At 63.8% G+C, this 21,726-nt stretch carries 24 protein-coding genes and 1 tRNA gene; 11 read left to right on the top strand and 14 right to left on the bottom strand.

The window, feature by feature from the left end; genetic code table 11:
• Window positions 1-48 precede the first annotated feature (48 nt).
• Both AC0L3U_RS15970 and AC0L3U_RS15975 read right to left on the bottom strand, forming a co-directional pair.
• Window positions 49-429 carry a YkvA family protein gene (locus tag AC0L3U_RS15970; protein ID WP_473348886.1) on the bottom strand — a complete coding sequence of 127 codons (381 nt, stop codon included), beginning with the start codon at window positions 427-429 and terminating at the stop codon, window positions 49-51.
• Between the two features lie 104 nt (window positions 430-533).
• Window positions 534-836 carry a 4a-hydroxytetrahydrobiopterin dehydratase gene (locus AC0L3U_RS15975; protein ID WP_473362352.1) on the bottom strand — a complete coding sequence of 101 codons (303 nt, stop codon included), beginning with the start codon at window positions 834-836 and terminating at the stop codon, window positions 534-536.
• A 154-nt stretch (window positions 837-990) separates the two neighbouring features.
• Here AC0L3U_RS15975 and AC0L3U_RS15980 point away from each other — a divergent pair, with 154 nt between their 5' ends.
• Together AC0L3U_RS15980 and AC0L3U_RS15985 are read left to right on the top strand one after the other, a co-directional pair.
• Window positions 991-2,436, top strand: a complete 1,446-nt coding sequence (locus tag AC0L3U_RS15980) for a TAXI family TRAP transporter solute-binding subunit (RefSeq protein ID WP_473362353.1) — start codon at window positions 991-993, stop codon at window positions 2,434-2,436.
• A 106-nt stretch (window positions 2,437-2,542) separates the two neighbouring features.
• A complete protein-coding gene (locus tag AC0L3U_RS15985; protein WP_473362354.1) occupies window positions 2,543-4,084 on the top strand; it encodes an alkaline phosphatase D family protein in 1,542 nt (513 codons plus the stop codon).
• A gap of 10 nt (window positions 4,085-4,094) precedes the next feature.
• Here the strand turns inward: AC0L3U_RS15985 and AC0L3U_RS15990 are convergent, their stop codons facing one another.
• Entirely contained in the window at window positions 4,095-4,496 is a 402-nt protein-coding gene (locus AC0L3U_RS15990; RefSeq protein ID WP_473362355.1) for a response regulator, read from the bottom strand.
• A 156-nt stretch (window positions 4,497-4,652) separates the two neighbouring features.
• On the opposite strand from AC0L3U_RS15990, the gene AC0L3U_RS15995 reads away from it, so the two are divergent.
• From AC0L3U_RS15995 to AC0L3U_RS16020, 6 genes are all read left to right on the top strand, one after another.
• Window positions 4,653-5,417 (top strand): Crp/Fnr family transcriptional regulator, encoded by a 765-nt coding sequence (locus AC0L3U_RS15995; protein WP_473362356.1) that lies wholly within the window; start codon window positions 4,653-4,655, stop codon window positions 5,415-5,417.
• Between the two features lie 80 nt (window positions 5,418-5,497).
• Window positions 5,498-6,214: a prolipoprotein diacylglyceryl transferase family protein gene (locus AC0L3U_RS16000; protein ID WP_473362357.1), complete on the top strand. Its 717-nt coding sequence runs from the start codon at window positions 5,498-5,500 to the stop codon at window positions 6,212-6,214.
• Complete coding sequence (locus AC0L3U_RS16005) at window positions 6,195-7,625, top strand: radical SAM protein (RefSeq protein WP_473362358.1); 1,431 nt, start codon at window positions 6,195-6,197, stop codon at window positions 7,623-7,625. Before AC0L3U_RS16000 ends, AC0L3U_RS16005 begins: the two co-directional genes overlap by 20 nt.
• The gene (locus tag AC0L3U_RS16010) at window positions 7,622-7,891 is read left to right on the top strand and encodes a hypothetical protein (protein ID WP_473362359.1); all 270 of its coding nucleotides are present in this window, start codon (window positions 7,622-7,624) and stop codon (window positions 7,889-7,891) included. The genes AC0L3U_RS16005 and AC0L3U_RS16010 overlap by 4 nt, the downstream gene beginning before the upstream one ends.
• 256 nt (window positions 7,892-8,147) lie before the next feature.
• A complete protein-coding gene (gene typA, locus AC0L3U_RS16015; protein ID WP_007598731.1) occupies window positions 8,148-9,974 on the top strand; it encodes a translational GTPase TypA in 1,827 nt (608 codons plus the stop codon).
• 125 nt (window positions 9,975-10,099) lie between these two features.
• Entirely contained in the window at window positions 10,100-11,344 is a 1,245-nt protein-coding gene (locus AC0L3U_RS16020) for a flavin monoamine oxidase family protein (protein WP_473362378.1), read from the top strand.
• 91 nt (window positions 11,345-11,435) lie between these two features.
• On the opposite strand, the gene AC0L3U_RS16025 is transcribed toward AC0L3U_RS16020, so the two are convergent.
• The 4 genes from AC0L3U_RS16025 to AC0L3U_RS16040 are packed head-to-tail and all read right to left on the bottom strand — an operon-like array spanning window position 11,436 to window position 14,525.
• Window positions 11,436-11,843 (bottom strand): thiol-disulfide oxidoreductase DCC family protein, encoded by a 408-nt coding sequence (locus AC0L3U_RS16025; protein WP_473362360.1) that lies wholly within the window; start codon window positions 11,841-11,843, stop codon window positions 11,436-11,438.
• Window positions 11,843-13,162: a DoxX-like family protein gene (locus tag AC0L3U_RS16030; RefSeq protein ID WP_473362361.1), complete on the bottom strand. Its 1,320-nt coding sequence runs from the start codon at window positions 13,160-13,162 to the stop codon at window positions 11,843-11,845. Before AC0L3U_RS16030 ends, AC0L3U_RS16025 begins: the two co-directional genes overlap by 1 nt.
• Before the next feature lie 8 nt (window positions 13,163-13,170).
• Window positions 13,171-13,638, bottom strand: a complete 468-nt coding sequence (locus AC0L3U_RS16035; protein WP_473362362.1) for a DUF2269 family protein — start codon at window positions 13,636-13,638, stop codon at window positions 13,171-13,173.
• Window positions 13,635-14,525, bottom strand: coding sequence for a dienelactone hydrolase family protein (locus AC0L3U_RS16040; RefSeq protein ID WP_473362363.1), 891 nt, complete (start codon window positions 14,523-14,525; stop codon window positions 13,635-13,637). Before AC0L3U_RS16040 ends, AC0L3U_RS16035 begins: the two co-directional genes overlap by 4 nt.
• A gap of 263 nt (window positions 14,526-14,788) precedes the next feature.
• Between AC0L3U_RS16040 and AC0L3U_RS16045 the strand changes: the two genes are divergently transcribed.
• Together AC0L3U_RS16045 and ppa are read left to right on the top strand one after the other, a co-directional pair.
• Window positions 14,789-15,298, top strand: a complete 510-nt coding sequence (locus AC0L3U_RS16045; protein ID WP_007598725.1) for a GNAT family N-acetyltransferase — start codon at window positions 14,789-14,791, stop codon at window positions 15,296-15,298.
• Window positions 15,299-15,475: 177 nt separating this feature from the next.
• Window positions 15,476-16,012 (top strand): inorganic diphosphatase, encoded by a 537-nt coding sequence (ppa, locus tag AC0L3U_RS16050; RefSeq protein ID WP_027566324.1) that lies wholly within the window; start codon window positions 15,476-15,478, stop codon window positions 16,010-16,012.
• Between the two features lie 170 nt (window positions 16,013-16,182).
• Here the strand turns inward: ppa and folD are convergent, their stop codons facing one another.
• Genes folD through AC0L3U_RS16065 form a run of 3 tightly spaced genes read right to left on the bottom strand, consistent with a single transcriptional unit; the run spans window position 16,183 to window position 17,733 of the window.
• Window positions 16,183-17,067 (bottom strand): bifunctional methylenetetrahydrofolate dehydrogenase/methenyltetrahydrofolate cyclohydrolase FolD, encoded by an 885-nt coding sequence (folD, locus tag AC0L3U_RS16055; protein WP_473362364.1) that lies wholly within the window; start codon window positions 17,065-17,067, stop codon window positions 16,183-16,185.
• 10 nt (window positions 17,068-17,077) lie between these two features.
• A complete protein-coding gene (locus AC0L3U_RS16060; RefSeq protein WP_473362365.1) occupies window positions 17,078-17,422 on the bottom strand; it encodes a DUF167 domain-containing protein in 345 nt (114 codons plus the stop codon).
• A 20-nt stretch (window positions 17,423-17,442) separates the two neighbouring features.
• Window positions 17,443-17,733 (bottom strand): YggT family protein, encoded by a 291-nt coding sequence (locus AC0L3U_RS16065; protein WP_007598721.1) that lies wholly within the window; start codon window positions 17,731-17,733, stop codon window positions 17,443-17,445.
• 188 nt (window positions 17,734-17,921) lie between these two features.
• Between AC0L3U_RS16065 and AC0L3U_RS16070 the strand changes: the two genes are divergently transcribed.
• A tRNA-Ala gene (locus AC0L3U_RS16070) sits at window positions 17,922-17,997 on the top strand.
• A 122-nt stretch (window positions 17,998-18,119) separates the two neighbouring features.
• Here the strand turns inward: AC0L3U_RS16070 and AC0L3U_RS16075 are convergent.
• The 4 genes from AC0L3U_RS16075 to AC0L3U_RS16090 all read right to left on the bottom strand — a co-directional run bounded on the left by AC0L3U_RS16075 (window position 18,120) and on the right by AC0L3U_RS16090 (window position 21,469).
• Window positions 18,120-18,932 (bottom strand): enoyl-CoA hydratase, encoded by an 813-nt coding sequence (locus AC0L3U_RS16075; protein ID WP_473362366.1) that lies wholly within the window; start codon window positions 18,930-18,932, stop codon window positions 18,120-18,122.
• A 121-nt stretch (window positions 18,933-19,053) separates the two neighbouring features.
• The gene (locus tag AC0L3U_RS16080; protein WP_473362367.1) at window positions 19,054-19,848 is read right to left on the bottom strand and encodes a glutamine amidotransferase; all 795 of its coding nucleotides are present in this window, start codon (window positions 19,846-19,848) and stop codon (window positions 19,054-19,056) included.
• Window positions 19,849-19,975: 127 nt separating this feature from the next.
• Window positions 19,976-20,755, bottom strand: coding sequence for an SDR family NAD(P)-dependent oxidoreductase (locus tag AC0L3U_RS16085; protein WP_473362368.1), 780 nt, complete (start codon window positions 20,753-20,755; stop codon window positions 19,976-19,978).
• Window positions 20,756-20,980: 225 nt separating this feature from the next.
• Window positions 20,981-21,469 carry a tellurite resistance TerB family protein gene (locus AC0L3U_RS16090; RefSeq protein ID WP_027566318.1) on the bottom strand — a complete coding sequence of 163 codons (489 nt, stop codon included), beginning with the start codon at window positions 21,467-21,469 and terminating at the stop codon, window positions 20,981-20,983.
• Between the last annotated feature and the right edge of the window lie 257 nt (window positions 21,470-21,726).

Below are 21,726 nucleotides of genomic sequence, written 5' to 3' on the forward strand. Positions count from 1 at the left end.
TCGTCCTGGCGAAAGCCAGGACGACGTTGGAGTTGGAGCGGCGCGCTGCTAGTGCGCGTCGCCCTCATCCACCCCGCGCTTCAGCGCGGCGCGGGCGGCTTCGCGATGTTCATTCGTGATGTGGCTGGCGACCATGCGGATCGCAGTGGCGAGCACGGCGGCGTCATCGGTGAAGCCGAGGATCGGCATCACGTCGGGAACGAAGTCGAACGGCAGGATGAAATAGGCGATCGCCCCGAGCAGCGAGGCCTGGACATGGCGCGGCGTCTGCCGGTCGAAGGCGCAGTAATAGGCGGCGAGCAGATCCTCCGCGAACGGCAGATGCGCGGCGACACGCTTCAGCTTGCGCCAGAAGCGGCGCCGAACGCTTTCACGATCTTCCGCGAGCCGGTCGGCCGGCTCGAAACCGACGCTGTGTTCGGCAGCCATGTTCGACAAACTCCCCGTTCCAGCCAAGGGCGGCATCGGGGGTGGCAGATCGCCGCATCCCGTGCTGATCACAAGATGGGGACTCGACCGGTCCCCGCAAGGCGTCAGCCTGGTGTCAGCTTGACGATGGCGTTCATCGCCCCGGCGAGCTCGATGTCGAGGGCGGTGACGCCGCCGGCGTCATGGGTCGACAGCACCACCTCCACCGTCTTGTAGACATTGCGCCATTCGGGGTGGTGGTCCATCTTCTCGGCGACCAGCGCCGCGCGGGTCATGAAACCGAACGCCTCGTTGAAATCCTTGAAGACAAAGGTTTTCCCGATCGCGTCGCGTCCCTGAACCTCGGTCCAGCCAGGTAGTCCGCCCAGCGCCTGCCTGCGCGCCTCCGCCGAGAGCCGTTCTGCCATCGTCGCCTCCGTCCTTTCAGGGGAACTTTACCCTAACACCGCACTGACGCCCCGGGTTCATACTGGATTAGACCCCATCCGCTAACCATGACGGAGATGTAACCCTGCCGGACAAGAAATTTGCTACACTTGCGGGCGTAAATCGCCGGCCAAGATGAAACTGAGCCTCAAGCGACTCTTCGGGAGATCGATGACCGGGGGATTGGACCTGGCCGAAGCGCCCACCCAGCCCTCGCCGCGATCATCGGCGCGGAAGACGGCGCTCGTGACTCTCGCACTGGTGCTCGCGATCGTTGGCGCGCTCGCCGGCGGCTACTATTTTGCCATGCGGCCGGTGACGCTGAAGATCGCGGTCGGCCCCGCCAACAGCGATGACGTCAAGGTCGTGCAGGCACTGACCCAGGCCTTCGCGCAGCATAAGAGTTCTGTGCGGTTGCGGCCGATCCAGACCGACGGCGCCACCGCCAGCGCCAATCTGCTCGCGGAAGGCAAGGCCGACCTCGCCATCGTGCGCGGCGATCTCGACGTGCCGAAAAACGCGCAAGCCGTTGCGACCCTGCGCAAGAATGTCGTGGTGTTGTGGTCCATACCCGTCAAAGGCAAGAAGAAGGGCGCGAAGATCACCAAGATCGCGCAGCTCGCCGGACATCGGGTCGGCGTGGTTGGCCGCACCCAGGCCAACGTCAATTTGCTCAAGGTGATCCTGCAGCAATACGGCGTCGATCCCGCCAAGGTCGAGATCGTGCAATTCCCGGCCAATGAAGTTGCCGAGGCGATCAAGTCGCAGAAGGTCGATGCCTACCTCGCCGCCGGTCCCGTCAACAGCAAGATCACTGCGGACGCGATCGCCACTTCGGCCAAGGAGTTCGGCACGCCGACTTTCCTTGCGATCGATTCCGCCGATGCGATTGCGCAAAATCATCCGGTCTATGAAGCGGCCGAGATTCCCGCGGGCACTTACGGCGGCTCGCCGGATCGTCCCGATGACGAGGTCAAGACCATCAGCTTCTCGCACCACATCGTGGCGCGCAAGGCTGTGTCCGAAACCACCATCGCGGCGTTCACGCGCCAGCTTTTCGCCGTACGCCAGCAATTGGTGACGGAATTCCCGCTGGCGGCGAAGATCGAAACGCCCGACACCGACAAGGATGCGGTGATTCCCGTGCATCCGGGCGCCGCCGCTTTCGTCGACGGCGAAGAAAAGACCTTCCTCGACAAATACAGCGATTACATCTGGTGGACCCTGATGGCGCTCTCCGCCATGGGCTCGATCGGCGCCTGGTTTGCGGGCTATCTGAAGAAGGACGAACGCGACAACAACAGCCATCTGCGCGAGCGGCTGCTCGACATGATTACCGCCGCTCGAAAAAGCGAAACGACCGAAGATCTCGATCAGATGCAGACCGAGGCCGACGAGATCCTGCGCGATACGCTGCGCTGCTACGACCACGGCGCGATCGAGGAAGGTGCGTTGACCGCCTTCAACATCGCGCTCGACCAGTTTCATGCGGCGGTTGCCGACCGCAAGGCGGTGCTGTTCAGCCTGCCGCAGAACCTGCAGCGCGCCGGTGCCCAATTCCGGGCCGCCGGCAACGCGTAAGCGCTTGCGCGCGTAATCGCTGCGTCACATTGTCTCAATATAGCGTCAGGCTTCACCGTGGCGGCCGCCCAGGGCGATCGCCACACGCGATATCGGGACCGTCTTCATGAACATCAAATTCTCCCGCCGCCGTTTCCTGACGAACAGTGCCGGCGCGCTCGGCGCGGTCGCAATGCCCCATCTCTCCCGCGCGGCCGACCGGCCGGCGGTGACCCACGGCGTGCAGTCGGGCGACGTCACCGTCGACAGCGGCGTGGTCTGGGCGCGCACCGACCGGCCCGCGCAGATGCTGGTCGAGGTGGCGACGACGGAGTCGTTCAGGGATGCCCGCGCACTGCCGCCGATCGCGGCGCTGCCCGAGAGCGACTTCACCGCGAAGATGCTGATCGAAAACCTGCCCGGCGGACAGGACATCTTTTATCGCGTCCGCTTCCGCGATCTTTCACACACCGCGGTGGCGGGCGAGCCGGTGACCGGCCGCTTCCGCACCGCGCCCGCCGACCGCCGCGACGTCAGCTTCGTCTGGGGCGGCGATGTCGCAGGACAAGGCTGGGGCATCAACCCTGATGACGGCGGCATGTTCACCTTCTCGGCGATGCGCAAGCACCGTCCGGATTTCTTCCTGCACTCCGGCGACACCATCTATGCCGACGGCCCTATCCAGTCCGAGGTGAAGCTCGCCGACGGCAAGATTTGGAAGAACGTCACGATCCCCGAAAAGGCCAAGGTCGCCGAGACGCTGGACGAGTACCGCGCCGCGCACAAATACAATTTCACTGACGACAATCTTCGCGCCTTCAATGCCGAAGTGCCGATCTTCGTGCAGTGGGACGACCATGAGGTGACCAACAACTGGTCGCTTTCGAAGGAGCTGCCGGCGACCTACAAGGAGCGCGACATCGCGCTGCTCGCAGCCCGCGCCGGCCGTGCCTTCCACGAGATGTATCCGATGCGCGAGAGCATCGTCGAGCCCGGCCGGGTCTATCGCCAGATCTCCTATGGTCCCCATCTAGACGTGTTCGTGCTCGACGAGCGCAGCTATCGCGGCCCGAACGGCCCCAACCTCGAAACCGCTTACGGCCCGGCCAGCTATTTCCTCGGCCCGGACCAGATCGCCTGGCTCAAGCGGGGCCTGTTGAATTCGCGCGCGACCTGGAAGGTGATCGCCTCCGACATGCCGCTCAGCCTCGTCGTGTCAGATACGGCAAAGGGTGGATCGGAAGCCATTGCGCAGGGCGACGGCCCGGTGCGCGGCCGCGAGTTCGAGATCGCCGACATCCTGCGTTTCATCAAGATGGCGCCGATCAGCAACACCGTATGGCTGACGGCGGACGTGCATTACGCCGCCGCGCACTATTACGATCCGAACAAGGCGCAATTCCAGGATTTCGAACCGTTCTGGGAGTTCGTGTCGGGCCCGCTTCACGCAGGCACGTTCGGTCCGAACGCGCTCGACAATACGTTTGGGCCGGAGGTGCGTTTCGTCAAGGCGCCGGGGAAAGACAGCCAGAACCTGCCGCCGTCCGCCGGCATGCAGTTCTTCGGTCACGTCAAGATCGACGGCGCTTCCGGCCAGATGACGGTGACCTTGCGCGACCGCGCCGACGTCGCGCTGTGGTCGACCACGCTCGATCCGAAACAGGCGTGACGCCGTATCGCTAGTCCGCGGCGCGGAGCTGGAGCGCCGCCTCCAGCGCGTCGCTCGAACACGGCTTCTGCAGACGCGGCTGGCTGGCGAATTGCGGCGGGATGCGCGCGTCAGCGCCGTAGCCGGTGACGAAGACGAACGGAATTTTCAGGGCCGCGAGCCGTTCGGCGACCGCAAAGCTGTTCTCGCGACTCAACCCGACGTCGAGCAAGGCGAATTCGGGGGCATGCGCCGCGATTGCGGCCAGCGCCTGCGCCACTGAACCTACCGTGCGCACGCTCTGCACGCCAAATCCGAGCAGGCGATCCTCGAAGTCGATCGCGATGATCGGATCGTCTTCGACGATGAGGACATCGGCGGGACAGTTTGAACCATCGGAAACAGCGGGTGCCATCATCGTAACTTGGAGCATGAGGTTTTCTCTGACTGGGATACCGGTCACGACGCCTGTACCCAGCGCGGAGGGTTCCCGGAACGAAACCACCACATCACAGTTGTCAGGTCTGTCTACTTGTGCACACAGGACCTCGTCGGAACTCGCTAATGTGGAGGCGGATGGGAGTTTGAGATGGACGCACGGACCAGCAACGCCACCGAGATCGACAGCCGGCCGACCAACAATCTGCTGCGGCGCTTGAGCGCGGCCGACTTCGCCCTGCTTGCGCCACATGTCATGCTCGAAAGCGCCGCGGCGAATGAATTGCTCTACAACCCCGGCGACGACGTCCAGGTCGTCCACTTTCCCTGCGGACCGTCGCTTGCAACCTTCCTCGTTCCCAATGAGGACGGCCGCGATGTCGAGACCATCCTGGTCGGCCGCGAAGGCGCGGTGGGCGGCATTGTCAGCGAGGGTTATCTGCCGGCCTACACCCGGATCTGCGTGAAATTCGGCGGGCCGTTTGTGCGAATTCACGTCAGCAAGCTGGAGGCCGCCAAGCAGCGCTCGCCCTCGTTGCGCCATGTCTTCGCTCGCTACGCCGACTGCATGCTGGCGCAGATCTTCCAGTCCACCGCCTGCAATGCCATTCACTCGATCGAGCAGCGCACCGCCAAATGGATGCTGGCGGCGATGGAGCGGACCGGCGACGAGAGCAGCGTGCCGCTGACCCACGAACAGCTCGCGACCCTGCTCGGCGTCGGCCGCAGCTATGCCAGCCGCGTGCTCCAGTCGTTCAAGGCCGAAGGCGTGCTCGACACGCGACGCGGATCGATCCTGGTCCGCAATCGCGAGGGCCTGCGCCTGCGTGCCTGCCGGTGCAACGAGGCCGTGAAGATGCACTTCGAAGAGGTGCTGCGCGGCGTCTATCCGACCGAGGAGCGGCAAGCCGGCTAGCTGCCTGCCTCGCTCCTCTTCGGGGATAAGAAACGGCCGCACTATCCCGCCGGGCGGGAACCTGGGCTAATGTCCCCCGCATGAGCGGGGCTTTCCTTCACACTCTTTTCGACATCGCAGCGTGGCTGGCTGCGGCCGTGGCGCTGTACTGGCTGTCGCGACAGGGCTTGCGGTTTCCGGCGCAATCCTTCGAGCGGTCCTACCTCGCCGCTTTGGTGTTCGGTGCGGGCCTCGGCGCCTATCTGTTCGGCTCCGCCAATCTGTGGCTGTCGGGCCAGAGCGGCATCGCGCGCTCCGTGGAAGGTGCGCTCGTCGGCGGCATCGCGGCGATCGAGCTCTACAAATGGTCAGCAGGGATCACGGTACGAACCGGCGCCCGTTTTGCGCTGCCGCTGGCGATCGGCATCGCGATCGGCCGGCTCGGCTGCTATTTCGCGGGCCTCGACGATTTCACCTACGGCACGCCGACGGCATGGCTCTGGGGCCATGATTTCGGCGACGGCATTCTTCGGCATCCCGTGCAGCTCTACGAAAGCGCCGCGATGGGCGTGTTCGCGCTGCTCTACGTGCTGGCGGTCTTGAACCGGAGCGCGTTTGTGATCACCAATGGTTTCTACCTCGTCCTCGTCTACTATAGCGCACAGCGCTTCCTGTGGGAATTCCTCAAGCCCTACGGCACGCTGATCGGCCCCTTCACGCTGTTTCACCTGCTGTCGCTGTCCATCCTGCTCTACGCCGTCGTCATGCTGGCGACGGCGCCCAAAGCGAGACCCATGCATGAACGCGCCGTTGCGTAAGTCGCGCCCCTACATTTTCTGGGGCCAGACCCAATCTCTCTGCGAGACCTGCCTGAAGCTGGTGCCGGCCAAGATCCAGATCCTCGACAACGAGGTCTGGTACGAGAAGCGCTGCAAGGAGCATGGCGTCCAGTCCACGCTGGTGTCGACGGACGCAGCCTATTGGCGCCTGTGCAAGGATTTCATCAAGCCCGGCGACCGGCCGCTCGCCTTTCAACGGCCTACCGAATTCGGCTGCCCCTACGATTGCGGCCTGTGTCCCGACCACGAGCAGCATTCCTGCCTGGCACTGATTGAGATCACCGAGCATTGCAATCTGACCTGCCCGGTGTGCTTTGCCGATTCCTCGCCGGCACGGACCAGCTTCACGCCGCTGGCCAAGATCGAGCGAATGCTCGACGCGCTGGTCGCGAGCGAAGGCGAGCCTGACCTGGTGCAGATCTCCGGTGGCGAGCCGACGCTGCATCCGGATTTCTTCGCGATCCTCGATGCCGTGCGCGCCCGCCCGATCCGCCATGTCATGATCAACACCAACGGCCTGCGTATCGCCCGCGAAAAGGATTTCGTGGCGCGGCTCGCCGAGAACAAGCGCCGGCTCGAGGTCTATCTTCAGTTCGACTCGCTCGAACGCGACGCACTGATCAATCTGCGCGGCGCGGATTTGCGCAAGATCCGTCAGCAGGCGCTGGAAAATCTCGAGCATTACGGCGTGTCGACCACGCTGGTCGCGACCATCAAGCGCGGCGTCAACGATGCCGAGATCGGCGACATCGTTCGCCACGCGCTGACCTGGAAATGCGTGCGCGGCGTCACGCTGCAGCCGGTGCAGGATGCCGGCCGCAACGAGAATTTTGACAAGAACACCGACCGCATCATGCTGTCGGAGATCCGCAAACGCGTGGTCGAAACCGGCGTATTCGGCGACAAGGACATGATCCCGCTGCCCTGCAACCCCGAAAGCATCTCGATCGGTTACGGCCTGCGCAACGGCGAGAAAGTGCTGCCGCTGACCTCGCTGATCCCGCAGGAGCAACTCGTCGCATTGCTGCCCAATACGATAAGCCCGGAGAAGCATCCGGCGCTGAGGGAGAAATTCATCGACCTGTTTTCGCTGTCCTCGGGACCGCTGAACACCAGCGAGCGCGTCTGCGAATTGCTGTGCTGCCTGCCGAGCTTCGAGGTGCCGCAGGGAATCACTTACGAGAACGTATTCCGCGTCACCATCGTGCAGTTTCTCGACCGCTTCAATTTCTGCGTCGGCAACGTCAAGCGCAGCTGCATCCATTTCGTCACCGAGAACGGCGCGATCATCCCGTTCGACACCTACAATCTGTTCTACCGGAACGGAAAGATCGACGGCATCCGCGCCGAACTGGCGGCGCAGTCAACCGAAGGAGCCCTGCAGGCATGAGCATCAGCGACACGCCGCCGCCAGCCCCTCCGGGACCGTCTCCTGCTCCGCCGAACAAGCGCAGCGGCTGCCTGACCGCGCTCATGGCGATCTTCGGGATCATCCTGCTGCTGCCCGGCGCCTGTGCACTCCTGTTCGGCGGAATATCCATATCCGACAGAGGCCGGATCGATTCCGACGTCGCGCCCCTGGTGTTCCTGGGCCTGGTCGTAGGGCTGGGCGGGGTCGCCCTGATCTGGGCCGCCATCAAGGGCCGGCGCGGCTGAGCCGGGCTTTTCGCCTAACCCCCGGGAATCCCCGGACAAAATTCAATCAACCAACGGCCAAAGAACACATTGTTTTTTGGCCGTTTTTGCCTATATTGCGCCGCAACGCGTAGGGTGCCCGGTCGATATGCCGGGCTTTCCCTTTTGGGCGGAAAGCGCCCCGTTTCCAGTCTTCAAGCGTTGTTTCGAGAAGAGGTCCCGGTCTGACCGGCGAGATCGCGCTTAACCCATTGTCCGACCGCAAAGAAGCTCACTCATGAACCTTCGCAACATCGCCATCATCGCCCACGTCGACCACGGCAAGACAACGCTCGTCGACCGCCTTCTCCAGCAATCCGGCACCTATCGCGAGAACCAGAAGGTGACCGAGCGCGCCATGGACTCCAACGATCTGGAGCGCGAGCGCGGCATCACCATCCTGGCCAAGGCGGCCTCGGTGCAGTGGAAGGACACTCGCATCAACATCGTCGACACCCCCGGCCACGCCGATTTCGGCGGTGAGGTCGAGCGCATTCTCAACATGGTGGACGGCGCGCTGGTGCTGGTCGACGCCGCCGAAGGCCCGCTGCCGCAGACCAAATTCGTGGTCTCCAAGGCACTCAAGGTCGGTTTGAAGCCGATCGTCGTGATCAACAAGGTTGACCGTCCCGACGCGCGGGCGACCGAAGTCATCAACGAGGTGTTCGACCTGTTCGCGGCGCTCGATGCCAGCGAGGAGCAGCTCGACTTCCCGATCCTCTACGGGTCGGCCAAGCAGGGCTGGATGGCCGAGAGCCCGGACGGGTCGCACGAAGCCGGCATGCAGCCGCTGTTCGACCTGATCGTGCGCCATGTCGCGCCGCCGACCGTCGAGGAAGGCCCGTTCCGCATGATCGGCACCATTCTCGAAGCCAACCCCTATCTCGGCCGCATCATCACCGGACGTATCTCTTCCGGTTCGATCAAGCCGAACCAGGCCGTGAAGGTGCTGGGCGCCGATGGCAAGACCATCGAGACCGGCCGCATCACCAAGATCCTAGCCTTCCGCGGCATCGAGCGCACCCCGCTCGACGAAGCCGAGGCAGGCGACATCGTCGCGATCGCCGGCCTGACCAAGGGCACCGTCGCCGACACCTTCTGCGATCCGTCGGTCGACACCCCGCTGGTGGCGCAGCCGATCGACCCGCCGACCGTGTCGATGTCCTTCATCGTCAACAACTCGCCGCTCGCCGGCACCGAAGGCGACAAGGTGACCAGTCGCATGATCCGCGACCGCCTGTTGCGCGAGTCCGAAGGAAACGTCGCGCTGCGCGTGGTCGAAGCCTCGGACAAGGACGCGATGGAAGTCTCGGGCCGCGGCGAATTGCAGCTTGCGATCCTGATCGAGACCATGCGCCGCGAAGGCTTCGAGCTTTCGGTGTCGCGTCCGCGCGTCGTGCTGCAGAAGGACGAGGCCACCGGCGCCACCCTGGAGCCGATCGAGGAAGTCGTCATCGACGTCGACGAGGAGCATTCCGGCGTCGTCGTGCAGAAGATGAGCGAGCGCAAATCCGAGCTGATCGAGATGAAGCCGTCCGGCGGCAACCGTTTGCGCCTGGTGTTCTACGCGCCGACACGCGGCCTGATCGGCTACCAGGGCGAACTGCTCACCGACACCCGTGGCACCGCGATCATGAACCGTCTGTTCCACGGCTACGCGCCGTACAAGGGCGAGATCCAGGGCCGCCGCAACGGCGTGCTGATCTCTAACGACCAGGGCGAAGCGGTGGCTTACGCCATGTTCAAGCTGGAAGATCGCGGCCCGATGATGATCGAGCCGGGCTGGAAGGTCTACAAGGGCATGATCGTCGGCGAGCATACCCGCGACAACGACCTCGAGATCAACGTGCTCAAGGGCAAGCAGCTCACCAACATCCGAACCACTTCGAAGGACGAAGCGGTGCGCCTGACCCCGCCGATCCGCATGACCCTGGAAAAGGCGCTGGCCTATATCGAGGACGACGAGCTGGTGGAAATCACGCCGAAGTCGATCCGCCTGCGCAAGCGCCACCTCGACCCGAACGAGCGCAAGCGCGCGGAAAAGTCCAAGGAAGCGGTGGCTTAAGGCCACTCGGACACACGACGAATGCGTCATGGCCGGGCTTGTCCCGGCCATTGACGTCTTCGATACTGGTGTCAATGACGTGGATGCCCGGGACAAGCCCGGGCATGACGATGAAATTGACCGCTATGTCCCTGCCCTCCTCCGTCGACGTCGCGATCATCGGTGCGGGCGCCGCCGGCCTTGGCGCGGCGCATGCGCTGGCAGGATCCGGCCTCTCCGTGATCGTGCTGGAGGCGCGCGACCGGCTCGGCGGCCGAGCCTGGACGGTGCAGGCCTCGCCCGAAGTCACCTTCGACGTCGGCTGTGGTTGGCTGCACTCGGCGGACAAGAATTCCTTTGTCGCGATTGCAAAGCAGCTCGGTTTCGAGGTCAACAAAGACCTGCCGCCCTGGCGCGAGCGCGCCTATGGCAACGCGTTTCCGAAAGCCGAGCGCGATGATTTCATGCGCGCAATGGACGCCTTCTATCAGCGGCTGTGGAAGGCCGCCCAGAAGGGCCAGGATGTCCCCGCGAGCTTGAGCCTGGAGCCGGGCAATCGCTGGAACGCCATGATCGACGCGATCTCGACCTACATCAACGGTTGCGAACTGAAGGACATGTCGACGCTGGACTGGGACGCCTATGAGGACAGTGACCTCAACTGGCGCGTCCGCCGCGGCTATGGCGCTCTGATCGCGGCCTATGGCGCGCCCTGCCCGGTGGCGCTGAACTGCAACGTCGCGCTGATCGATCATTCGAACAAGCGCATCCGCATCGAGACATCGCAGGGTACGCTGACCGCGGACAAGGTGATCGTCACCGTGCCGACCAATCTCATCACCAATGAGGCGATCCGGTTCTCGCCACCTCTCCCCGCCAAGGTCGATGCCGCAGCCGGCCTGCCGCTCGGGGTCGACGACAAGGTGACGCTGGCGCTCGACGATGCAGAGGCCTTCCCGAAGGAAGGTAATTTGCGCGGCGCCACGATGCGCACCGACATGGGCACCTATCATATCCGCCCGTTCGGCCAACCCTGTATCGAAGGCTTTTTCGGCGGCAGCTTTGCACGCGAGCTGGAGGACGCCGGCGAAGGCGCTCTTGCCGCGCAAAGCATCGACGAGATCGCAGGCTTGCTCGGCAACGACATCAGGCGAAAGCTGAAGCCGCTCTACGAGTCGCGCTGGGCGCACGACCCGTTCGCGAGAGGCTCCTACTCGCACGCGCTGCCGGGCCACGCCGGCGACCGTGCCGTGCTGGCGGCGCCGGTCGATGGGCGGCTGTTCTTTGCGGGAGAGGCGACGTCGCCGAACTTTTTCTCCACGGCGCATGGGGCGCGGGATTCAGGGGAGCGCGCGGCGCAGGAAGTGCTGGCGGTTCTAGGCAAACCGTAGCCATCCACTCGTCATTGCGAGCGCAGCGAAGCAATCCAGAATCTTTCCGCCGCGGCAGCCTGGATTGCTTCGCTGCGCTCGCAATGACGAATTACTCGATCACCCGCGCACGCAAATCGGCATCAGGCACGAAGCACGCATCGTACTTGCCGAAGATGCGGTAGCGGTTGCGCGCGACGAGGCTGTACACCGGGTCGCGCAACGCCTTCGGCACAGCGAATAGCGCACGCACCCAGCCCCAGCCAGGGAGCTGCGACAGCACCGTCAGCGCAGCGTCGGATTTCATGAAGACCTCGCCGCCATGAACCACGGCATTGGTGTCGGGATCAGCGGGATCGATGCCGAACGTGCGTGCGAGCCGGGCGCCATAGTCAGATTGGATCGGCGTGAAGCGAAATCGCTTCGCCGTATCACGTTTGGCGACGAACCGCACCCACCGCGAGCAGAAGATGCAGACGCCGTCGAACAGGATGACGTCATCGTCAGGCCATTTGGGCATCAGCGATTGTCCAACATCAAAAGCGCGACAAACATCAGCACGATCGCCGGTCCCGTCTTCACCAGTGCACCGAGCGGCTCGATCCAGAGATCCGGCGTCAGGATCGCGGCACCAAACATATAGCCGAGCGAAGCCATGATGCCCGCAACGAGTCCGATCGCGGCGGTGCGGCGGAAGGCGATCAGCACCCCAATGCTCATGTCCATCAGGCTGGTGCCGATGGTGATGGGATCGACCAGCGCCGACGGAAAGTTGTGCGCAGTCAGGATTCCGGCGGCGGCACCATAGGACACGAACAGCGCGATGCAGCCGGAGACGCACCAGAACACGACAAGGCTCGCGAAGATCAGCGTCTTCACCAAAAACATCCGCGCGAACCACTTATCCTGGATCGTGGCGGGGTGGCGGCCGACCGTCTGAGCCAGTGATTTCGGCACGATGCCCGTGGCGGCGATCCATGCCGAGGGATCGCCGCTCACGCCGCGGCGCAGCTCGGCGATGGCCGTGGAACGCATCGGCGGCATCCAGCCAAGATAGTTGGCGACGTCGCCGCCTTTCGCGCCGAGATCGAGCATGAAGGACGGCATCGCGACGCGCAGCCAGCCGGCCGTGCCGAACGCGATACGAAACTGCTCGATGACGCCAGCCATTGTGATCGGTTCGACCTGCATCAGGTCCCAGTTCACAGCCTTCACCGATGCGTCGTCGATATCGCGCGCGGCAAGCCAGGCAATGGTGGCGGAAATATCCTCGGCAGCAACGGGCTGGAACGGCGTCGCCATCTCCTTCTCCGGCAGGTCGAGCGGGGAGGCCGCAAGCGCGCGGAGCATCGCGCTGCCGCCATAGGCCGACGGCGCGACCACGAAACCGGGCCGCAGGATGGCGTGGGGAATGCCGGAAGCCGCGATCAAACGTTCGGCCTCACGCTTCGTCGTTGCGAACGCGGTTCGATCCTCGCCCGCGGTCCCGGGAATCGAGATGTGCACCAGCCGGATCGCACGGCCGCTGCCGCCAATCGCCTGAAGCAATCGTGCGACGAGATCCCGATGCACCGCGTTGGTGTCGCTGCCGGGTCCGTCCTGGAGCACACCTAGGCAGTTCACGACGACATCGACCGCGTGCTCGCCGAGGAGGTGCGCCAGCGCGGCTACGTCGAGCGAGAGGATCGGCAGCTCGACTTCCAGTGCGCCCATCTTCTGGGCGGGCGACAGGCTGCGCGCCACCCCGATCACGCGAAATCCCTGCGCGCGAAGATCGTCGGTGACGTAGCGGCCGATCAGGCCTGAGGCACCGAGCACGAGAATGGTTCGCTGGCTCATGACCTCCCTCAAAACGGTTTTGCGATCATCAGCCAGAGGATCAGCATCGTGGCCCCGAAGCCGGGGAAACCGAACGCGAACCAGCGGCGAAACAGGACGAAATAGCGCTCCGGAAGCGCGCCACGCTGCTCGGCGGCCTTCCGCGCGAGATCGCGCATCTCGATCTGCATGAAGATCACGGGGATCCAGAACAAGCCAGCAATTGCGTAGAGCGCAAGCGATGCGAGCAGCCAGCGCTCGGCGACCGACGTTGCCGAGAGCATCATCAGCAGGCCGCCCGTGACCGGCTGGAGGATCACGGCGGACAACGTGAAGATCGCATCCGAGACCACCACCACCGAAGCGGTACGCGCGATGAACGCCACGTCGTTCGTGCGATGCGCCATCAGCATAAAGAAGGCGATACCGGTTCCGGTACCGAGGATGACGATAGCGCCGAGCACATGCAGATATTTGATGAGGAAATATAACGTCATGGCTTTTTGCCAGCCGCCGGCTTCAGCGCGCGATCGAGTTCGGCACTCGCGGCTTTGACGCCGGCCTCGGTTTCGATCATCCAGTGGCCCTCGCTACCGACGGCCGGTGTCGTGCGGAAGTCGACCTTGCCACCGCCGCCGCGAAACGCATCGACCAACGCAAGCGAAAATGCCGGTGCAAAGTAGCTGTCATTGGCGGCGACGAGCCACGTGACGGGGATGCGCGCGGCCTTGCCGAACTCAGCCGCCGCCGCGAGAAGCGTATGCGGCGCGCAGATCCGGTTCGGCTCGTCATTGGCATGGCCGCCGCGGCCCGGCGCAATGGCGATGATGGCGGAGATCGCCTTCGGATCGGCATTCGCGAGCGCCAGCGCGCCCCAACCGCCGGCGGAATGTCCGATCACGATTGCGGCGTCCTTGCGGATAAAATCCTGCTTTCGCAGATCCTCCAGCGCGAGCGCGATTTCGTCGGCCGTTGCGCGGCCCGAGCGCAAATAGTTCGCCTCGTCGCAGCCCCCCTGGTCCTCGACATAGCGGCCGCCTGTTACGCCATGGCCGAGCCGTTCCGGCACCAGCACGGCGAAGCCGCGCACGACGAGGAACGCAGCGAGTGCGCGGTATTCCGGCTGAGACATTTGCGCGCGCCGCAACCCATTTTGCGTCGAGGCATGCGCGATCACCGCAAGCCGGAACGGGCCGGCACCCGGCGGACGAAACAGCAGGGCATGAGCGGCGATGTCGGTATCCGGCGACGGCACGCGCCATTGCTGACGGCGAAACGGATCGCCCTCCGCTCCGGACGAACCAAAAATGACCTGAGCGCACACCGGCGGCGCCGTCAGCAAGGCCAGCAGAGCCAGAAGCACGAGAATGTTGGGGAGCCGCATGAATTGCCGGAGGCGAGAAACTGCGACGGTCACACTAGTAGGAACGAATCAATATCGGCAGACTTTCTGCGTTGCCATTGCCGTTCATTCGTTGCCGCAAAGCAGTTTTGCACCGGTGCAGAGCACTCGGGTGCCATTCGAATCGGCGTCTTGTCTTTTTTCGGTACAACATGGTTCAAATACTGATGCAGAAAGTCCACAGGTTAACCGATAATTAAGGATAGGTCTTGCCGCCGGCGCGGCGACTTGGTTTGATCACGTCCATGAGCACAACCCTGATCGAGGTCCGGCCGGCCAAAGCCGCAGATGCAACTGCGGTGGCGTCCACCCATGACGAAGCCTGGCGCTCCGCCTATCAGGGCATCATTCCCGGCGCCGAACTGGAAAAGCTGATCAACCGCCGCGGTCCGCAATGGTGGGACAGCGCGATCCGCAAGGGCAGCCGCGTCAGCGTGCTGGTGTTCGGCGACAAGATCGCAGGCTATGCCAATTACGGCCGCAACCGCGCCCGCAGCCTGCATTTCGACGGCGAGGTCTACGAGCTCTATCTGCGTCCCGAATTCCAGGGTTTGGGCTTTGGCCGCCGTCTGTTCACCGCGGCCCGCCGCGACCTTATGCAGAGCGGCCTGAAGAGCATGGTGGTGTGGGCGCTCTCGGACAACGATCCGGCCACCGAGTTCTACCGTGCCTTGGGCGGCCGCATGGTGGCGCGCTCCTCGGAGCGTTTCGGGCCGAAGTCGCTCGACAAGGTTGCCTTCGCTTGGACCAATTGAGCTGCTGAAGTCCGGCCGGCAGCATTTTCCTTCCGTCGATACCGCTGCCTTTTGAGCCGGTGATCGCCGGATTCATTATTTCACAAAAACGCGATGGATCGGCGGGCCAAGCCCGCGTATGACAGCGCCAAAATCGCTGCCGGGTGCGATTTAACCTCGGCAACAACGGAGCCTTGAATGCGTATCGATGCGATCTCGATCGGGAAAAACGTCCCCCACGACATCAACGTCATCATCGAAGTCCCCGTGGGCGGCGAACCGATCAAATACGAGATGGACAAGGAAGCCGGCACGCTGGTGGTCGACCGCTTCCTCTACACTCCGATGCGTTACCCCGGAAACTACGGCTTCATCCCGCACACGCTGTCCGATGACGGCGATCCCTGCGACGTCCTCATCATCAACACCCGCGCCATCATCCCAGGCGCGGTCATGAGCGTGCGCCCGGTCGGCGTTCTGTTCATGGAAGACGAGGCCGGCGGCGACGAGAAGATTCTGGCGGTGCCCTCGTCCAAGCTCACCCAGCGCTACGACAAGGTGAAGTCGTATTCCGACCTGCCGGACATCACGCTCCAGCAGATCCAGCACTTCTTCGAGCACTACAAGGATCTCGAACCCGGCAAGTGGGTGAAGATCCTGCGCTGGGGCGGCCCCGAGGATGCGCACAAGCTGATCCTCGAAGGCATCGATCGCGAGAAGAAGAAGAACGGGTAAAGCTACCGCGTCGAGCGATGGTGTGCTCCCTCGCCCCGTTCTTACGGGGAGAGGGTTGGGGTGAGGGGCTGCTGCCGCATAAACGGCAACAGTCGGACTCGCGGAGAGCCCCCTCACCCGATCGCTTCGCGATCGACCTCTCCCCGCAAGCGGGGCGAGGTGAAGAAAACCTACACCGCCGGCTTCGGCAGCCCTGCAATCGCGCAGGCCGCGCGCAACGTGTTCACCAGCAGGCAGGCGACTGTCATCTGACCGACGCCGCCCGGCACCGGCGTGATGGCGCCGGCTACGGTGAGCGCTTCCTGATAGGCAACGTCGCCGACGAGACGCGTCTTTCCGTCGTCCTTCGGGATCCGGTTGATGCCGACGTCGATCACGGTCGCCCCCGGCTTCAGCCAGTCGCCGCGCACCATCTCGGACTTTCCGACCGCGGCGTAGACGAGATCGGCGCGCTTCACGAGCCCGGGCAGGTCGCGCGAGCGGGAATGCGCGATGGTAACCGTGGCGTTCTCGTTCAGCAGCAGTTGCACCAGCGGGCGGCCGACGAGGTTGGAGCGGCCGATGACGATGGCGTTCATGCCTTCGAGCGAAGCATGCACGCTCTTGGTCAAAATGATGCAGCCGAGCGGCGTGCAGGGCGACAGCGCCTCCAAACCGCCGGCGAGGCGGCCGGCATTGTTCGGATGCAGCCCGTCGACATCCTTGGCGGGGTCGATGGCATTGACGACGGCCTCGGTGTTGAGGCCCTTGGGCAGTGGCAATTGCACCAGAATACCGTGCACGGCGGGATCGCGGTTGAGTTTTGCGACCAGCGCCAGGAGATCTGCTTGCGAGACGTCGGCCGGCAGCTTGTGCTCGAACGAGGCCATGCCGGCGGCCTGGGTCTGGGTGTGTTTCGAGCGGACATAGACCTCGCTCGCGGGGTCGCTGCCGACCAGCACCACCGCGAGGCCCGGTACCAGATTGTGCTCGCGTTTGACGCGTGCGACCTCGTCCGCGACGCGGGCGCGAAGTTCCGCGGCGATGACTTTTCCGTCGATGATCTTGGCGGTCATGTCAATTTCCTCAGTCTGTCGATTTGGCTGATGCGAGCTGGCGCAGGGCTTCGCCGAGCCGCGCCGGATCGCCATCGACCGCGATCTGCTTCAGCCGCGAGGTCGCTCCCGACAGGAGTTTGACGCTGGCCTTGGGCACGCCAAGCGATTTCGCCAGCAGCACCAGAACGGCCTTGTTAGCCTCGCCGCCATCGGCGATGGCGCGCACACGCACCTTGAGCACGCTGCGGCCATCGGAGAGCTGCTCGATCCCGTCGATGTCGTCGCGGCCGCCGCGCGGCGTCACCCGCAGCGCGACGCTGATTCCTGCGGCCCCGTAACGCCAAGGTTCCTTGATGACAAGGTTCTTTGGCAACCCGGGGCGCTCCAGCCTGCTTAGATCACGTTCGGGTAGATGTAATACAGGATCACCCGCTCGATGAACATGATGAGCAGGATCAGGATGATCGGCGAGATGTCGAGGCCGCCGAGGCTGGGCAGGAAATTGCGGATCGGCGCCAGGACCGGCTCCGTGATTCGGTACAGGAACTCCGCCACCGCCGACACGAACTGGTTGCGGGTGTTTACGACGTTGAAGGCGATCAGCCAGGACAGGATCGCGGACGCGATCAGCAGCCAGACGTAGAGGTCGAGCACGATGATGACGATGTCGAGAACGGCACGCATGGCTTTTAAAGACTCTGGCTTTGGTCGGGATTGACGTCTTTTGCTAGATATCGGTTCCCCCCGGTCCAAACAAGGGAAGTCGGTGCCGGGATGGCTAAAACCGGGTTACAGCCGTCCTTGACTTGACCTTGGCGGGGACTTAAATGGCGCCCGGTTGTCGGCCGCATTGACCAGAGCGGCCTACAAAAGGGGCCATAGCTCAGCTGGGAGAGCGCGTCGTTCGCAATGACGAGGTCGGCGGTTCGATCCCGCCTGGCTCCACCAGCCTTCGCTCGCTTCGCGAGCTACGGCTAGGCAAGCCCGGAAGGTCTCTCGCAGCGAAGTGAGCGAAGGCTGCCCCGCCATAGCCCGAAGGGCGACGGCGGGCTCCATCCGAATCCCTCCCCCTACTTCCCCGTAAATCTCGGCGGCCGCTTCTCCATGAAGCTTGCGACCCCCTCCCGGAAATCGCTGCCGTTCAGCGCCACCATCATGTCCCGGTTGGCTTCGATCGTCGCCTCCGCCAGCGTCTGGAACGGCACCTCGTAGAGCTGCCGCTTGATCACGGCCATCGCGCTCGGCGAGACGAAATCGGCGAGGTCGCGCGCATAGGCATAGGTCTCCTCGCGGAGTTTTTCCGGCGAGCAGAGCCGGTTGACCAGCCCGATCCGCAACGCCTCGTCACTCGAAACGCGGCGCGCCGAGAGCAACAGATCCATCGCGTTGGCGTGGCCCACGATTCGCGGCAGCATCCAGCTAATGCCGTGCTCGGCGATCAGGCCGCGCCGCGCGAAGGCGGTGGTGAACACGGTGTTGTCGGCGGCAAAGCGCAGGTCGCAATAGAGCGCGTGGACGAGGCCGATGCCGGCGGTCGCACCGTTGAGCATGGCGATGACGGGCTTTCCGATCGACGGGTAGAAGCCGTAGCGCGTCTGCCAATCGGGCCGCCGGTTCATGTCGAACGGCGGCAGGTTCGACGCGCGCCTGACATCATCGGGGTCGAGCCCCTCCAATGCATCCATGTCGGCACCGGCGCAAAAGGCGCGGCCCGCGCCGGTGATGACGATGACGCGGACATTGTCATCGGCGCTCGATGCTTCCATTGCATGGCGCACGTCGCGCTCCATGATGGGCGTCCACGCATTCATGCGGTCGGGACGGTTGAGCGTGATGGTCGCGACCTTGTCGCTGACATCATACAGAATGTGTTCGTAGGCCATGGCGCTCTCCCTTTGTTTGCCGGCACGCGTTCGCGCGCGCTCGTTGACAATGAGCCTAGCATACAAACGGATGAGAAGAGCTTGCGCCAAGAACCTGCGTTAAGGACCTGCTAAGGCGCGATCACTCGGCGGCTTGCGCCAGAACCGGTCGGCGCGTCAGCCAGCCGTCGATGAAGTGATCGAGCCAGGCGCGTTCGGCGGCATCGTAGACGGCACGATCCGCGAAATGATGATGCCGCTGCCGCGCGCCGGGCGCGCTGAGGCCGTCATAGCCGCGCGTGGTCCAGCGATGCATCATCGCGTAGGTCACGTCAGGATGGAACTGCACGCCGAAAGCGTTGCCGGTGCGGAATGCCTGCACCGGAAAATCATCGCCTTCGGCAAGCAGTTCAGCGCCGACCGGCAACTCGAAGCCCTCGCGATGCCAGTGATAGACCCGCGCCGGCCAATTCGGGCAGAGCCCGTGTCCCGCTGCTGTCGGGCGAATCGGATAGTAGCCGATCTGGGTCAGCGCATCCGCATGCGGCGCGACGCGAGCCCCCAACTGCTTCGCCAGCATCTGCGCGCCGAGGCAGATACCGAGGAACGGCCGCTGTTCGCGGAGCGGAATTTCGATCCAATCGATCTCGCGGCGGATGTAGTCGTCCGGATCGTTGGCGCTCATGGGACCGCCGAAGACCACAGCGCCGGCATGCTGGTCGAGGGTCTCGGGCAGCGGATCGCCGAAACGGGGACGGCGGATGTCGAGGCGATGGCCGAGCGCGCGCAACGCATTGCCGACGCGGCCGGGCGTCGAGGATTCCTGATGCAGGATGATCAGAACCGGCAACCGGGTTTCGGAGGCGGCGACATCAGGCGTCCTTCTGGGGAAGGGCACCACTTCTGCGCCACCAAACCTGTTCGTCCGGAACGACATGGTCTCTGCGAGTGCTATCGGTTCAGACCGCCAGCATAACTAAGCGATCGTTAATTTCGTGTGAGCTTGCGCACACACACGTCCGAAAGAAAGCAAGCTCCGGGCCACGACGGACCGAGAGCTCTCTTTACTGTCTTTGCCTCTGAAACCGGCTGGTAGCCGATAGGATGAAGCCGCGCGGGAAGAAACGCAGCGCAAATGGCACGATCTTGATGCCCAGACCCGGGAGCACTGCCCGCTTATTGGCCATCAGCCCGCAATAGGCCTGCCGTGCGACATCGGCGGCAGGAACATTGAGAAGGGCCGTATCATGGCCGGACCCGACGCCGGCGCGCGCTTGGAATTCGGTGGGCACCGGGCCCGGGCAAAGGACGGTGACGCGAACGCCGTGCGGTGCAAGCTCCGCCCGCAAGGCCTCGGTGAAGGAAATGACATAGGCCTTGGACGCGTAATAGACCGCCATGCCGGGGCCGGGCAGATAGCCCGCGACCGATCCGACGTTGAGAAGACCGCCCTTGTTCCTGATGAGCTGATCGGCAAAGCGCAGCGACAGATCCGTCAGGGCCCGGACATTGACATCGACGATGCCGAGCTGCTCGACGCGGTCGCGCTCGATTGCGTCACCAAATACGCCGAAGCCGGCATTGTTGACGAGATGGTCGAGCTCGACGCCTTCGGCGACGAGTGCGGCCGCGATCTTCTCGCCGGCCTCCGCATCCTCGAGATCGCAGGCGATCACGATCGGCTTCTTGCCGCCCTTGGCGGCGAGCTCGTTCGCGAGCGCCTCGAGCCGGTCCGCGCGTCGCGCCGTCAGCGCAAGACGATGTCCGTTCGCGGCGAACACACGCGCCAGCTCCATGCCGATGCCCGCCGAGGCACCGGTGATCAACGTTACCCGCTCAGTCACGATCGAAGTCTCTTGAATTGAAGTTTTTTGGCCCCGCAATGCTGGAACCAGAGCATAGGCCGAGCGCGACAGGCAAGCGGCGCTGACAGCATGGCCATTCGAGCGGGTGACAGGGGGCGCAAAAACCCGGGATTTACGGACGAATCCGGAGTCGAGACGGCCGGGGGCTACATTAAAGTTTCGTCATGTGTCGCCACAACCGTCAATTGGCGGTGCTGGCAGAGATCACCCACCGAGCGCGCTGTCCTTGACCTGACCACCGGCACGATCTGCGACCGCGTGCTTCAGGTCGATCCGGTCGCGCTGGGCGATCCCGAGCAGGTCCGAGGCGCGCCAGACCACATTGTCCTCGAACTCGGTGACCTGGCCGTCGGCGTAGACCAGCTCCCACATCATCTGGACGACCCGCTTGCGGCCCTCTTCGTCGAGCGAGCGCATCATGATGCTGGTGAAGTGATAGAGGTCGACCGCCTCACCCTCGACCTCCGTCGCATCCGCGATCAGACGATCGGCAGTGCCGCGATCGAGCCCGAAGTGGCTTTCAATCAGGCTGTGCAATTTGCGCTGCTCGGCAGCCGTCGGCTGGCCGTCCAGCGAGATCACGTGAACCAGCAGCGCGGTCGCCGCCAGCCGGTAATCACTGTCACCGAACGCGCGGTCCTGGGCATGGGGAGCAACAATGTCGGCGATGAATTGGCGCAGGCCGTCGAGCATAAGGTCCTACCGAAATCGATGAAGCCGCGGAGCGCGGCCGCTACCAGCATTATATGAGCAGGAAACTCAACCGGCGCAACGTGCGTCAGTTCCGCGCGCCGCATTACGTTTCGGCAATCTCTTCGCCGTTGCCGGGTTGACGGCGAAGGTTTGGCGCGAACCTGCCTCCGCCGTCATTGCTGTGCATGTCCACTAATTCGCTGATCGAGTGGCGTGTGTCTTGGTCTCGGCAAATTCCTTTGGAGTTTTGCCGCTGA

This window comes from Bradyrhizobium sp. Kon69, assembly GCF_055807515.1.

Coding starts and splice junctions, on each gene's coding strand:
- AC0L3U_RS16090 (WP_027566318.1), bottom strand. CDS start 21,469: ATGCTCGACGGCCTGCGCCAATTCATCGCCGACATTGTTGCTCCCCAT.
- AC0L3U_RS16030 (WP_473362361.1), bottom strand. CDS start 13,162: ATGAGCCAGCGAACCATTCTCGTGCTCGGTGCCTCAGGCCTGATCGGC.
- AC0L3U_RS15980 (WP_473362353.1), top strand. CDS start 991: ATGAAACTGAGCCTCAAGCGACTCTTCGGGAGATCGATGACCGGGGGA.
- folD (WP_473362364.1), bottom strand. CDS start 17,067: ATGACCGCCAAGATCATCGACGGAAAAGTCATCGCCGCGGAACTTCGC.
- AC0L3U_RS16000 (WP_473362357.1), top strand. CDS start 5,498: ATGAGCGGGGCTTTCCTTCACACTCTTTTCGACATCGCAGCGTGGCTG.
- AC0L3U_RS15970 (WP_473348886.1), bottom strand. CDS start 429: ATGGCTGCCGAACACAGCGTCGGTTTCGAGCCGGCCGACCGGCTCGCG.
- AC0L3U_RS16075 (WP_473362366.1), bottom strand. CDS start 18,932: ATGGCCTACGAACACATTCTGTATGATGTCAGCGACAAGGTCGCGACC.
- AC0L3U_RS16040 (WP_473362363.1), bottom strand. CDS start 14,525: ATGCGGCTCCCCAACATTCTCGTGCTTCTGGCTCTGCTGGCCTTGCTG.
- ppa (WP_027566324.1), top strand. CDS start 15,476: ATGCGTATCGATGCGATCTCGATCGGGAAAAACGTCCCCCACGACATC.
- AC0L3U_RS15990 (WP_473362355.1), bottom strand. CDS start 4,496: ATGCTCCAAGTTACGATGATGGCACCCGCTGTTTCCGATGGTTCAAAC.
- AC0L3U_RS16005 (WP_473362358.1), top strand. CDS start 6,195: ATGAACGCGCCGTTGCGTAAGTCGCGCCCCTACATTTTCTGGGGCCAG.
- AC0L3U_RS15985 (WP_473362354.1), top strand. CDS start 2,543: ATGAACATCAAATTCTCCCGCCGCCGTTTCCTGACGAACAGTGCCGGC.
- AC0L3U_RS15995 (WP_473362356.1), top strand. CDS start 4,653: ATGGACGCACGGACCAGCAACGCCACCGAGATCGACAGCCGGCCGACC.
- AC0L3U_RS15975 (WP_473362352.1), bottom strand. CDS start 836: ATGGCAGAACGGCTCTCGGCGGAGGCGCGCAGGCAGGCGCTGGGCGGA.
- AC0L3U_RS16045 (WP_007598725.1), top strand. CDS start 14,789: ATGAGCACAACCCTGATCGAGGTCCGGCCGGCCAAAGCCGCAGATGCA.
- AC0L3U_RS16065 (WP_007598721.1), bottom strand. CDS start 17,733: ATGCGTGCCGTTCTCGACATCGTCATCATCGTGCTCGACCTCTACGTC.
- AC0L3U_RS16080 (WP_473362367.1), bottom strand. CDS start 19,848: ATGTCGTTCCGGACGAACAGGTTTGGTGGCGCAGAAGTGGTGCCCTTC.
- AC0L3U_RS16025 (WP_473362360.1), bottom strand. CDS start 11,843: ATGCCCAAATGGCCTGACGATGACGTCATCCTGTTCGACGGCGTCTGC.
- AC0L3U_RS16035 (WP_473362362.1), bottom strand. CDS start 13,638: ATGACGTTATATTTCCTCATCAAATATCTGCATGTGCTCGGCGCTATC.
- AC0L3U_RS16010 (WP_473362359.1), top strand. CDS start 7,622: ATGAGCATCAGCGACACGCCGCCGCCAGCCCCTCCGGGACCGTCTCCT.
- AC0L3U_RS16020 (WP_473362378.1), top strand. CDS start 10,100: ATGTCCCTGCCCTCCTCCGTCGACGTCGCGATCATCGGTGCGGGCGCC.
- typA (WP_007598731.1), top strand. CDS start 8,148: ATGAACCTTCGCAACATCGCCATCATCGCCCACGTCGACCACGGCAAG.